Annotated in this window: 13 protein-coding genes; 2 read left to right on the top strand and 11 right to left on the bottom strand. The window is 40.4% G+C overall.

All coding sequences use genetic code 11. From position 1 onward, the window contains the following. Nucleotides 1–19: 19 nt before the first annotated feature. The 9 genes from metK to M2448_RS06135 all read right to left on the bottom strand — a co-directional run bounded on the left by metK (nucleotide 20) and on the right by M2448_RS06135 (nucleotide 9,529). Nucleotides 20–1,288: a methionine adenosyltransferase gene (gene metK / locus M2448_RS06175; RefSeq protein ID WP_280645380.1), complete on the bottom strand. Its 1,269-nt coding sequence runs from the start codon at nucleotides 1,286–1,288 to the stop codon at nucleotides 20–22. A gap of 242 nt (nucleotides 1,289–1,530) precedes the next feature. Further along, nucleotides 1,531–3,183, bottom strand: a complete 1,653-nt coding sequence (locus tag M2448_RS06170) for a tetratricopeptide repeat protein (RefSeq protein ID WP_280645381.1) — start codon at nucleotides 3,181–3,183, stop codon at nucleotides 1,531–1,533. Nucleotides 3,184–3,234: 51 nt separating this feature from the next. After that, the gene (locus M2448_RS06165) at nucleotides 3,235–4,230 is read right to left on the bottom strand and encodes a substrate-binding domain-containing protein (RefSeq protein WP_280645382.1); all 996 of its coding nucleotides are present in this window, start codon (nucleotides 4,228–4,230) and stop codon (nucleotides 3,235–3,237) included. Nucleotides 4,231–4,321: 91 nt separating this feature from the next. Then, nucleotides 4,322–4,525 carry a hypothetical protein gene (locus M2448_RS06160; RefSeq protein ID WP_280645383.1) on the bottom strand — a complete coding sequence of 68 codons (204 nt, stop codon included), beginning with the start codon at nucleotides 4,523–4,525 and terminating at the stop codon, nucleotides 4,322–4,324. A gap of 105 nt (nucleotides 4,526–4,630) precedes the next feature. Beyond that, nucleotides 4,631–5,464, bottom strand: coding sequence for an energy transducer TonB (locus M2448_RS06155; RefSeq protein WP_280645384.1), 834 nt, complete (start codon nucleotides 5,462–5,464; stop codon nucleotides 4,631–4,633). Between the two features lie 25 nt (nucleotides 5,465–5,489). After that, nucleotides 5,490–6,149 (bottom strand): biopolymer transporter ExbD, encoded by a 660-nt coding sequence (locus M2448_RS06150; protein ID WP_280645385.1) that lies wholly within the window; start codon nucleotides 6,147–6,149, stop codon nucleotides 5,490–5,492. A 33-nt stretch (nucleotides 6,150–6,182) separates the two neighbouring features. Then, on the bottom strand, nucleotides 6,183–6,794 hold the full coding sequence (locus M2448_RS06145) for a biopolymer transporter ExbD (RefSeq protein ID WP_280645386.1): 612 nt from the start codon (nucleotides 6,792–6,794) through the stop codon (nucleotides 6,183–6,185). 68 nt (nucleotides 6,795–6,862) lie between these two features. After that, nucleotides 6,863–7,714, bottom strand: coding sequence for a MotA/TolQ/ExbB proton channel family protein (locus M2448_RS06140; RefSeq protein WP_280645387.1), 852 nt, complete (start codon nucleotides 7,712–7,714; stop codon nucleotides 6,863–6,865). A 408-nt stretch (nucleotides 7,715–8,122) separates the two neighbouring features. Then, entirely contained in the window at nucleotides 8,123–9,529 is a 1,407-nt protein-coding gene (locus tag M2448_RS06135; RefSeq protein ID WP_280645388.1) for an aspartate kinase, read from the bottom strand. A 223-nt stretch (nucleotides 9,530–9,752) separates the two neighbouring features. On the opposite strand from M2448_RS06135, the gene menA reads away from it, so the two are divergent. Then, a complete protein-coding gene (gene menA, locus M2448_RS06130) occupies nucleotides 9,753–10,721 on the top strand; it encodes a 1,4-dihydroxy-2-naphthoate octaprenyltransferase (protein ID WP_280645389.1) in 969 nt (322 codons plus the stop codon). Further along, the gene (locus tag M2448_RS06125) at nucleotides 10,721–11,212 is read left to right on the top strand and encodes a metallophosphoesterase family protein (protein ID WP_280645390.1); all 492 of its coding nucleotides are present in this window, start codon (nucleotides 10,721–10,723) and stop codon (nucleotides 11,210–11,212) included. Before menA ends, M2448_RS06125 begins: the two co-directional genes overlap by 1 nt. Before the next feature lie 585 nt (nucleotides 11,213–11,797). Here M2448_RS06125 and M2448_RS06120 read toward each other — a convergent pair. Continuing rightward, a complete protein-coding gene (locus M2448_RS06120; protein WP_280645391.1) occupies nucleotides 11,798–12,334 on the bottom strand; it encodes an RsmD family RNA methyltransferase in 537 nt (178 codons plus the stop codon). Further along, nucleotides 12,331–13,140 (bottom strand): DUF3822 family protein, encoded by an 810-nt coding sequence (locus M2448_RS06115; RefSeq protein WP_280645392.1) that lies wholly within the window; start codon nucleotides 13,138–13,140, stop codon nucleotides 12,331–12,333. The genes M2448_RS06120 and M2448_RS06115 overlap by 4 nt, the downstream gene beginning before the upstream one ends. Nucleotides 13,141–13,191 lie beyond the last annotated feature (51 nt).

Here is a 13,191-nt window from a genome sequence, read left to right as displayed (position 1 = left end):
TATATACTCTGAGCTTTCGTTATAGGTTGAATGCTTTTTTTACAGTATCTACATAATCCAGTTTTTCCCAAGTGAAGAGTTCCACTTCTTTTATCACTCCATCGGGATTGTAACGGGATCTGAATTCTTTTTTCACTATCTGTGGTTCACGTCCCATGTGACCATAAGCTGCGGTCTCGGCATAGATCGGATTGCGCAGTTTCAAACGCTGTTCTATCGCTTTCGGACGCATATCGAACAACTGGTCTACTTTAGCCGCTATTTCGCCGTCTGTAAGCTTCAAATTGCTCTTTCCATATGTATTTACGTATATGTTCATCGGCTTTGCCACACCGATAGCATACGATACCTGAACCAGTATTTCGGACGAAACACCTGCTGCTACCAGATTTTTAGCAATGTGGCGTGCAGCATAAGCAGCCGAACGGTCGACCTTTGAAGGGTCTTTGCCCGAGAATGCACCGCCTCCGTGTGCTCCTTTACCGCCATAGGTATCCACTATGATCTTGCGGCCGGTAAGTCCGGTATCTCCATGAGGGCCACCAATTACAAAGCGCCCTGTAGGATTTACGTGGTATGTAATACTATCTGTGAACAGTTTGGATATATCTTCTCTGAATTTATATTTAGCCTTTACTCTTGGGATAACGATGTTGATAATATCAGCTTTTATCTGTGCCTGCATTGCCTCATCATCACCGAATTCATCGTGCTGTGTAGAAACCACAATAGTATCTATGCGCAATGGTGTACCATTATCATCGTATTCTATTGTTACCTGCGATTTTGCATCGGGACGCAGGTAAGGCATCAGATGAAGTTCGTTTTTGCGGATGGCCGACAATTCTATCAGCAGTGCATGTGAAAGATCCAGAGCCAACGGCATATAATTATCAGTCTCGGCAGTGGCATAGCCAAACATCATCCCCTGGTCGCCCGCTCCCTGATCCATCGGATCTGATTTACCGTCTACTCCCCTGTTTATATCATCCGACTGCTCGTGTATAGCCGACAGCACACCGCAGGATTTTGCTTCAAACTGGTACTCGCTTTTGGTGTAACCGATATTCTCTATCACCTTGCGTGCCGTTTCGGGTATATCTATATATGCTTTGGATTTTACTTCTCCGGCCAACACTACCTGCCCTGTGGTAACAAGTGTTTCGCATGCTACCTTCGAATTGGGGTCATATGCTAAAAATTCATCTAATAACGAATCTGAAATCTGGTCTGCTACTTTATCGGGATGTCCTTCCGAAACAGACTCAGAGGTAAATAAGTAACTCATCTGTAGTAATTATTTTACTGTTTATAAAACAGGAAAGAAATGTATAACGCAGTGCAGAAAATGGTTTAGCATTTTTTCATGTGGTTGCAATCAATACAAATCTATCCACTAAATTGGATGCAAAGATACGCTTTTTTCCTGACTTATGACTTTTCTTTGAAGAAAAAAACAGGGCTACCTATATCAAAAAAAATGCCTCACACTGTAATAGTATGAGGCACTCTTTTATATAATTTACTGGATTACTGTTTAGCAAATTCCAATAATTGTTTAGCAGTTCCATTTTCAGGGCTCAACTCCAGTATCTTTTCAGAATACAATTTGATATTTGCTTTATCTTCTGCTCTTTTCGATTTTTCGAATTGCAGATAATAGTAATAGCTCAAATATGTATATGCTTCGATAAGCTGTGAGTTGTTCTCTCCTTCGTTCTTAGCCTGAATCACTTCTATCGTTTTTTCGTAATAAGGCTTAGCCAGACCTGCCGTAGTTTCAGGGTCCATTGAGGCATTTGCACGCGCTCTCCAGAAGTTACCCATGTAGCTGTCAGGAATTCTTTCGGCAACGGTTCCGAATGCAGCATCAGCTTCTTTATACATTGCCAATGCTTTCTGCCAAGCCTGATCTTTAGTAGAATTTATTGTATCTTTCTTGGCATTGTCACCTCCGATGTAGTAGTAACGTCCCATCTGGAAATAATCTTGTGCTGCTGCATTTTCACCTGACAGGTCAATAAATTTCTTATAGAATCCTGCTGCATCTTCATACATATCTTCGTTAGCGCAGATAGTTGCAATTTCCTTGTTCAGCTCAACTTTTGAAGGATCGAGTGCTATAGCATTCTTGTATTGCTCCATTGCTTTTACCTTATTTCCTGTTTCGCTCAGGATATTGGCATAAGACATATAGTCCTGAAGAAGGTATTTACGTGTTGTATCGTTCGGGTTCTTAGGGATGCTGAAGAATTTGTCTCCGGCAGCCAGACCGTTCTGATAATCTTTAAGATCGTTGCTTGTGTACATCAACAGACGGTGTAACACAAAGTTATTAGGGTCTTTTGCCAATCCGTCATTGATTGTAGTTTTTGCACCATCGTACTGTTGTGTAAAATACTGAGACGCAGCGAAACGGGTTACATCTTCGACAGTATAGTCACCCCCCTGAAAATATTTCTTATAAGCATCGATTGCATCCTGATAGAAACCATCGCGATAAGAGATATCAGCAAGCGCTTTGTAAGCTACTGTATAGTCAGGACGTAGTTTTACTACTTCTTTAAGCATATCAGTTGCCGTTTTACGGTTGATAAACTCATATACTCTCGCAGCTTTCATACGTGCCAAAACATTGTTTTGGTCGAAGTTGATCGCCTGATCGTATTGCATAGCGGCATCACCCGGTTTGTTTTCGGTAGCCAGCATATCTCCTTCGAACAAATAGATAAGAGGAGATTTTTTGTCTGCTTTACGTGCATCTGCTATTTTTTCCAGTGCTTTATCTTTCATTCCGTTATTAAGATAGGCTTGTGCAGCAGCAAGAATAACAGTAACGTCCTTTTTATTCTTTTTCAGAATTTCTTTCAATTGATCATCTGCTGCTTTCTGATTCGATTTCATATCCAGTTTTGCCAAACCAATAGTACATAATGCCGATTCAGGGTTAGCAGCCAGACCTTTCTGATAGTTAGCTCTGGCCTCAGCTGTGTTACCTTCTTTATAGGCTATTTCGCCAAGATAATAATAGGACTCAGCTGGGTTTTGGCTGAGATTCTTCGTGAAATACTCTTTTGCTAATTTTATTTCGCCAAGGCTCAGGTAATCCACTCCGGGATTAGTTTGGGCAAAGGCTGAAATGGTGATCATGAAGCTCAACAGTGAGCCTATAAAATACTTCATTTTCATCTTTATAATATGTTTACGATTAATGATTTGTTTTCTATATAGTTGCTAATCTTTTAAGGTAGGATTTGCTCTGACCACCCTTGTGAGCTGGTATGCGGGATATAATCCTGCCTTGAGAACAATGCGTTGGCCTCTCTCGCCAGCAGCAAAGTTAACAAAACCGGATGGTAATCCACCTCTCACATCTGTTATAATTATGTAAAGATCTCTGCTAAGAGCGTATTCTTTGAGTGCTATATATGCCGGATATGGCTTGAAGCTATTCTCTAAAGTGGCTTCCTGCGCCTTACTCACCGACATTACTGCTATTTTGTCAATAAAACTTAAATTTTGAGGATCGGATGGATTACTTATCCAATTCACCCCGATAATACCCAGTGCGTTCGGGTCTGCAGCTACATAGTCTATCACGAGCTGATTTGGTGTGCGGTCTTTCAGGTCTATGGTTCTGGTACTGTCTGCTGCACGGGCACGAAGGTTGTCACCCAATGGCTTGTCGCCGCAGATTGAGTCTTTTATATATCTTACAGTGCTCGAGTTAGGGCTATCGAACGCCACTGCTATGTCGCCGAGAGGAGATTTCGGGTTCAGTTCTTTCCACGAACGGATCTCTCCTGTCATTATCTTTCTTATATTTTCTACTGTAATGAGTGTGTCTTTATTCGCTTTATTCACGATCAGTGCAATAGCGTCGGTTGCATATCGCTGCGAACGAACTGTTTGCTTACGCTCTTTGATTATTAGTCTTTCGTTGGCGGTCAGGTCGCGTGCAGCAACTATTACACGTACACTATCGTCCATAAATAATCCGAATGCCTGTGCTTCGTTTGTGTAGATTGGTATTATAGCGGCGTCTCTGTTCAATGCTTCGAAGACATCGATCTGCTCTTGTACAATAGGTGCAAAACATTCATCGACTGTTATCTCTCCGATGCCGCTTGTAGGAGTGTCGGTTCGTGTCACTTTGCCCCCCTGACTACAGGAATATGAAAATAAAAGAACAAGCGCAAGAGCAGGCAATATATGAATTAGTTTTTTCATCTGTAATATTATTTATTTGTTCTGCATGAAGTGAGGTATCGGAACCTCTTTACCTCATATTACTATTGTATGCTTTTGGTTTTCTGTAAGGTTATATATTTTTCCACATCCGATAACCACGGAACAGACCATATATGAAAAACAATACGCCCATGATTATGCGTAAAATCATATGTACATTATCGAATACGGGAGTAAAAACTAACAATACAGATATACAAAGATAAAAGAATACCATGAATATTCCGTATATCATTCTTACCGGCGATTTTGGCGATTTGTTTTCTTCTTTCATATATTCTATTAATTTGAAAAAGAAGAGAAGATGATTTTTAATTCAAACTTCTCTTCTTTACAGTTCTTATCTTGTTATTTAAACAAATAGTTCAAATAATTTTTATTACTGCTTCAAACGGAACACGATAGGCAGTGTAAAATACACCGGTACGTTCAGACCGTTTTGTTTACCCGGTATCCATTTCGGCATCAGGCTTACTACTCTTCTTGCTTCTTTATCACAAGACGGGTCGATACCACGTATTACCTGCACATCGGAGATATCTCCTGTCTTGGTTACAACGAAGCGTATTGTTACACGACCTTGTATTCCTGACTCTTGAGCTACAACCGGATATTTCAGGTTTTCAGCAATAAATCTTTGCATTTCCGCTTCGCCTCCGGGGAAGCTAGGCATTTGCTCTACAGTAACAAACGGTTTTTCTTCTACAGGTTTTTCTTCCACAATTTGTTTGTGCTCTCTCAATTCTGCAATGTCGATACCGTGTTTGTCGTCTGTACCTTTAACGTCAGCTACCGAAATCTGGATTTTTGTTTCCTGAATTTGCTCCTGACCTACCATTTTATCTTCAACTACTTCTTCGTCTTTCGCAATTGTCGGAGGAACGAATTTTACTGTTGTTTTCAATGGTGGTGGCGGTGGCGCCGTTTCCTGCTTGATTATGTTCTCTTCCGGAATTTCTTGTTCTACCGGAATTTTAGACATTTCGTATGCTTCATCCATTGGACCCACGTCAGATTGCGTCAGATTTTTCACAACCGATACCAAACCCGGTAAGGCTGATACGAACCCTGCAAAGACAAGGACTACCAAGAATGCAACAATATGTCTCTTCGATGATGATTGACGTAGTTTGTAGGCACCGTACTCTTTGTTCTTTCCTTCAAAAACTACATCACACCATTCAGCGGAATTCAGTCTAATATCTTTTGACATAATTTTACTCCTTTCTTAAATGTGATTATTTTCTAGGTGGTGCTGCTTCTGCGCCATAAGCCCCTTTCGTCTTCAGATTCTCAACCAGATATTGATCACCTTCTGACATATCTACAATCGCATATTTGTCAATACTGCAAATCTGCATTTCATCCAGAGCGTCAACAAGATTCTTATAAGTAGCCTCTGATGTAGGTTTTATTACTACTACCTGTCCATCTGCAACCCCCTTAATCTCTCTCGATCTTGTTTTAAATTCCTCGTCAGACATTTTTTTGTTTTCGAACTTTTCTAGTCTGAGCTCTCTCATTTTAGCTACTATCGGAGCATTACGTTCCAAAAGTAGGTCGCGAAGGCCTCCCTGTGCTGCATAAGTAGTTTCTTTTAAGGTCTGATAGTCAGTGTAGTCAGGAATTCCTGTATAATAGTACACTTTATCATCTTCGCCTAGTATCAAAGTGATAGCTTTAGACTCTTTTACCTTAACTTCATCCTCCTTCGTCAGCTTTTCGTCGGTAGGCATCGCAATATCCATAATTTGTGGTTTACTCAAAGTGGTACAGAACATAAAGAATGTTATCAATAACATGTTCATATCCACCATCGGAGTAAAGTCCACCCTCAGGGTCTGTTTCTTGGGTTTACCTTTTTTCTCTTCTCCACCACCAGTATCTACTGAAGCCATAATTTCTTTTTTTAATGATTAATTAGGTTTAAATTAAATATTGCTTGGTGCAGCCCTTAGAGCGGTAACGAGACTATATCTGTTTTCTTTCATTTTCACCAGAGCTTTCAACACATCATCCACTAACGGATAAGGTGTATTCTGGTCAGCTTTAATCGCAATACCCAAACCATCGCCCCCTACTTCTCTAGCGTGTTTTACCCAACGTGCAAATTGGTTGTTTGCGCTATCCAAAGGGACGCCCATTTTTTTAATTTCGTCGTCTTGGTCACTCAATGACAAATTCAGAAACCCATTCATCTTACTCATAGGAACACCAATATGGCTTTGCTCTACGAATGAATTGATTTGTTTCGGTGTAAATGTCATACCATAATCCTGCCCCATCAACTCCAACACCGCTTTTTTAGTTTCGGGTCTGTCCAGATTCAAAAATACTTTACCCTGCGGGTCGATCAATATGGTCAACACATTGCTTTCGGGTATTTTTGTTTCAGATACCGAAGATGGTGTAGTTACCTGCACCGGCTCTTTCGGCAAGAAAGTTGCTGTAAGCATGAAGAATGTGAGCAAGAGTACAGTAACGTCACTCATCGCGGTCATGTCGATGAATGTGCTCTGTTTTTTTACTTTTATCTTTCCCATCTTCTTATGTTTTACTTATTAGAGTAGAATTTCACAGAAATTCCACAAATGTTCTCGAAAAAAATCAATTATTTAGACAAACCTCCGTGTAATGTAGTATAAGTCTGGCCGATAGCGAAACCTACTTCATCAACTGCGTTAGTAATATCTTCTACTTTTCCAGAGAAATAAGAATAAGAAATAATGGCACAAGCACCGGTACCGATACCCATCGCTGTATTCATCAATGCCTCAGAAATACCGAGTGCAAGAACTGTTGAATCCGGAGCACCTTCCTGAGCCATCGCACCAAACGACTTGATCATACCAAGTACCGTTCCGAATAGTCCCATCAGTGTACCTAGAGATGAAATAGTAGCAATAACAGATAAGTTTTGTTGCAGATAAGGAAGTTCAAGAGTAGTTGCTTCCTCTATTTCTTTCTGAATCATTGCAGCTTTTTCATCATTGTGTACATCTGCTAGTTTTTCAACATCTGAATATCTGATAAGGCCTGCTTTAAGGATGTTAGCTACCGAACCTTTCTGGTCGTCGCAAAGTTTTGAAGCACCAGCGATGTCACCAGCTTCCAATTTAGCTTTTGCATTCATTACAAATTTTGCAGTGCTGCCTTTACCGCTTGCTCTGTTCAAAGCGAAGAATCTTTCTACTGAAAGGACAAATACTGTAAGCAACAGCGTGATTACGATAGGGATTACCCAACCACCATGATACAAAGTACCTAAAAAGTTTCCGCCGATTGGCATTCCTTTTTCATCGAAATTTGTAGCCATAATACCTCCAAGTGGATTATCTGACCCTGCTCCTGCTACCATATAAAAGAATATGTGAGCTACAATCGCACAGCCAATAACTACTAGAAAGGCCGAAACACCTTTAGATCTTGGTTTTTGATTTGGTTGTTGTTTTTTAGTTTCCATAATGATAATAAATAATTTAAGTTTAGTGAATCAATTTTTTTTGTTTTGTTTTTTATTGTTTATTCTTAATTTCAAACTCGAAAAAAGCCTTACAGAGTAACTATTAAGGATACAAATATACTATTCCGTTTTATCATTCAAAGTATTTTGTCCCAAAATTGCACCCTGACTAACGCTCTTAATTAAATATAACGTTGAAAATAAATTTTTATTCTTTGATAAAAACAACTTGATTAAAATATATTCTAAAAAATTCAAATATCTAAATTACTGCTAATGTGGAGTTTCTATTTTCAGATTGTGTCCACTGGGTATTAAATCCTATAAGTTCTATTTTAACAGCTAACAAAAATAGAATTAAAAATGATTCTATACAATTAAAAAATACAAAAAAAGTCTTATTAAACCCTATTTCTCAATACATAGCTCATCATTCAGGGCTATAACTGCTTCTTTGTAGTACTCTCTTTTTATTACAAACTGCATATTCACCTGCCGCAGCGACTGCCCGAAGCTCTCTATATTTATACCTTTATCATATAAGGCCTTAGATGCTCTGTATAAAAATCCGGGAAGAGCTATATTTGTACCCATCACACACACCAGCGCCACACGTTCGTCTCGTATCTGCGGCATACCCTTGACCACCTGTACGAGTTCGTCGCCCAATACACTCAACAGTTCGCGGGATTTATAATTATCCCAGACTACCATTGTTATAGAGTTGGCATTAGTGGATTTCAGTATATAACTGACGCCGAATTTTGCAAAGATGGTCATCACTTTAAGGTCATAACCCACTTCGCCCACCATCATCGGATCGTGTATTTCTATCGCCAATACTTTATTTGTACCCGAAACAATCTCAATTTTGGGAACTTCCGAAATATATTCCCTCGTTATCAGTGTTCCGGGATGCTCGGGTTCGAATGTATTCTTTATACGGATATCAATATCAGCTAATTCGAGTGGTTTAGCTGCCTTCGGGTGAATAGCCTCCATACCGATATCGGCAAGCTGATCAGCTATTATATAGTTGGTGCGGCCTACAGGTACGGTTTTTTCCACTCCTACAAGGTTAGGATCAGCACTCGACAAGTGATACTCTTTATGTATAATAGCCTCATCTGCTTTCACTTCCACTGCTACTTTACTGAATGTGACTTCGGTATATCCGCGATCGAATGCACGCATAATACCTTCAGTACCTTTTGTGTATCCTGTAACAATACATAGATCTTTAGAAAAATCAATATTTTTGAATGCCCTGTGAATACGTTCGTCGATAGTGAGCGGTAGCGAATCGTTGAATCCGCACAAATCTATAAAACGGGCTGATATTCCACTATTATTCAATATATTTACAGAATTCCATGCAGAATGTGCCTCGCCTATTGAAGCTAGAATTTCGCGGGCGGCAAGACAGATATCATCGGCATTTACATATCCTGATGCCATTACCTTGCTCAGGCTGTGCAGCATTGTTTTAGCCTGCTCTAAACGATATGTGATAAACTCACCTGCTTCTTTCAGATTCAGCCCGATCTCTTCAAAGCTTTTATTTATATCCAGCAAGCGCTGGCGCAGACTGTCGAGACCAATGCTGTAATCACCGTTTTCGAGAAACTGCACATATACGCCCGGCTCTCCGGTCTTCTTATGTTCCAACAACCAGTTAGTCACATTATTATAAGCCGAAACCACAAATATGCGATTATATAGTTCGTCCGGTGTTCTCTTTCCTATTATTACATTTTCCAGAACATCTTTGAACTGAGACATGGATGTACCGCCAATCTTCTCTACTGTAAGCATTACTATCGTATTTTTGAAATAATTTTAACCATGCAAAATTAATAAAATAATCCCATTCTATATACTTATATAGATTATTGTCATGTTTTGGCTAAAAAATATTTGCTATCTATTTTTTTTCACCAATGGACAGAACATTTATATATATAATCTCTTACATGTTAATTAACGGTTGAAAGCAGCCTGATTCTATGAGGAAATCCCCTTTTTATTCAGATGAGCAATGGCTACAAGCCTCAAAAAATCGTATATTTGCATCCTGAACGAATACAACAATCCGAAACAAATGGCATCTGTAAAATCATGGATATCGGCACTACGCCCCCGCACGCTTTTTCTGGCGGTGGCAACGTCTCTCTGTGGTAGTGGTATTGCATACAGTACCGGAAATTTCAGCATTCCGGTACTGATTCTCACCGCATCCATAGCTACTATATTGCAACTTCTGTCGAATATGGCTAACGACTTGGGCGACTACCAGCATGGTACAGATATTACCGGAGAGCGCGTAGGTCCTAAACGTACTGTACAAAGTGGTGTCATCACACCTCAACAGATGAAGAATGCTATAAAAATAGCCATTGGGGCAGCAACCATCGTGGGCGTTCTGCTTATATACATCGCTCTTCAGTTTATGGAATTAAAATATATCCTCATCTTCTTGGTACTGGGTGCAGCATGTATTGTCGCTGCCATAAAGTACACAGCCGGCAAGAATCCGTACGGGTATAAAGGACTGGGCGATATTTTCTCCTTTACCTTCTTCGGGCCTGTATCGGTTGTGGGTACTTATTTCCTGCATACGCATACCGTAGATTTCAGAGCATGGCTTCCCGCCATTGCTCTCGGATTCCTCACAGTATGCGTACTGAACCTGAATAATATGCGCGATATGGAAAATGACCGCAAATCGGGCAAGATAACGATTCCCGTACGTATCGGTTACAGAAACGCAAAGCTGTATCATGCCTTCCTCACACTGGGAGCATTGGCTTGCTTTATTGCATATTCTGTAATGTATACAAGCCATTGGTATCAATACCTTTATTTATTAAGTTTCGTTATTTTTATAAAGCTATTGGCAGATATTTTTAACACAACCGAAAATCGGCTGCTCGACCCCTATCTGAAATATACATCGATGGGAAGCTTCGTGCTGTCTGTCTTTTTTTGTATTTGCATCAATCTATAATGAAAAGAATAGGATTACTGTCTGATACACACAGTTGGTGGGACGACAAATATACAAAACATTTTGCCGACTGCGACGAGATATGGCATGCCGGGGACATCGGCTCTATGGATCTGGCTCTGCGTTTCGAGGCATTCAAACCGTTCAGGGCTGTGTATGGCAATATAGACGACAGTAAGGTTCGTGCTGCCTATCCTGAATTTCTCCGTTTCACACTTGAAGGGGTAGATGTACTGATGACACATATCGGCGGCTATCCGGGAAAGTACGATCCGAGAGTGCGTAATATATTACTGGCAAACCCACCTAAACTGTTTATCTGCGGACACTCGCATATACTAAAGGTGATGTTCGACAAAAAATTGAATTGCCTGCATATCAATCCGGGTGCAGCTGGCAAATATGGATTTCATACAGTGAGGACACTTGTGAAATTTGATCTGGATGCAGGGAATATCACAAATCTGAATGTGATAGAGCTGAATGACTAACAGGTAAACCTTGTCGATTATTTATGCAAATCAATAGATGGATTGAATTATAGGTTCAATTTCATTAGTCGTTTTCTTACTGCGCGCAATCACAGATTGCTTGCCTCACTTTGCCCAAAGCCGCAAAGTAAGCAAAACGCTTCAGCGCCACGCTTCATAGGACGACCCGTTACAGGGCTTAAAGGCTAAATGAAAAAACTCGCTCTGGGCTTTTCTAAAATATGAATCTTTTGATAAGCTCAAACAGGTTTTCATTTTACGCCTTTCTCACCCTACGGGTACCCCGTCCATAAAGCTAACGGCGCAGGCTAAAGCACGATTAGCTGACAATTATACTGCTTTGTCAGCGCGTCGCGACTCTGTGCATTAGTTCCGCAGTCGGGGCACCCACCCGGAGCACTAGCCTTTTGTTTCGTTTTGGGCAATGCCAACCAACGGTCACAGGAGCAAAGCGTATGTAAAATGAAAAACAAGCACGGGAGTGCGCGTTAGTAATGGGCTAAACTTATAGAGATAAATGCAGATAGCAGTTATGTTTAATGAAATTGAACGTTTACTCAATACAGTCTCAAACACTAATTGGCATTACTTTCCGAATATACTGAAATTTACATTCCCATATACCCGCTTATCTTCGAATAGGGGTAGATCGGAAAAATCATATTCTTTGGAATGTTCGAGAATAAAGATGCCGTCCGGCTTTATCAAATCTTTCTCGAATACAAGACGGGGAACGTCTGCAAAGTTTTTCAAATCGTAAGGCGGATCGGCAAAGATAAGATCGAACTGCTCTTTGCAAAATTCCAGATAACGGAACACATCAAGCTTGAACAACTGCATCTCTGCCCCTATTTTCAGTTCAGCTTTTGTTTTTTCAATAAAAGCAGCATGATTGAAATTCTTTTCCACAGATACTACTCTGGGACAACCTCTCGATACCAGTTCGAAACTAATACTCCCTGTACCACTAAACAGATCGAGCGCCGTAGTCTCTTCCCAGTCAATCGAATTATTCAGTACATTGAAAAGGTTTTCTTTTGCTATATCCGTCGTAGGACGTGCTTTGAAGCTTTTAGGCGGTTCGAAACGACGACCTTTATATTTTCCGCTGACTATTCTCATAAGGCTAATGTAAGTATGTCGAGTGGAGCGCGTTGGGCATCCTCATTCCAGAGATATACCTCGCTCGGTGTATTTATAAATTCTATATTCTTTATATACTCCCTAAGTTGTGCGACAAGCAGTTCTTCGGCTGTACCGGCTATAAACAAATAATCGGTCAGCTGATCGAAACCGCATCCTTCCCACAGTTTCAGTATAAAGTAAAGCTGATTGGCAGCAGGCTCACTTTCGTAAGTCAGGCTATGTATCAACTTCTGTCCTGCAAAACAGACCACATCCATATATCCGTCATGGAAATACAGATACATACGCGGAGTAGGCCCCATAAGGTGTCCTTTCTCTGCAAAAAAGTCTATCATCAGGTGAGAATGATGGAAGAAATGCGGATCCCAGAGGTTTCGGGAGAGAAAGTTATGTATCTCTTCCTCCACGCTATACGATACTATCACATCCTGCTTTACGATCAGCCCCGACAACAGATGCCCTGCTTTGCTGGTATGCGTCAGGTCATAAAAGTCCGGCTGCTTCTTCCCGTTATAGTAGTCGGCAGGAATCAGTTCGTAATCTTTTGATACAATAATGACATTGGTCTGCTTAAACTCCTGCGTAAGAAAGTTCAGATCGAAAATGATACGTTGTATATCGCTCAACGAATTGTCTTTCAGCGAAAATGTAGTTTCCCGCAAACAGTAGTTCTTACCATTGCCGGGATCGGAAATGGAAAACATAAATCCGGCCGGAGTCAGACGGATAGTAAGAATATATTTCTCGGATTGGCCGAGATCGATACTGTCGGGTAAAAACATAATCCTGAATTTCTGCATACAAAGTTAGAAAAAGATATTTTTATCCACTAC

The organism is Dysgonomonas sp. PF1-14 (assembly GCF_029892965.1).
Taxonomy (GTDB): Bacteria; Bacteroidota; Bacteroidia; order Bacteroidales; family Dysgonomonadaceae; genus Dysgonomonas.
This window is presented reverse-complemented; position numbering and strand designations above follow the sequence as displayed.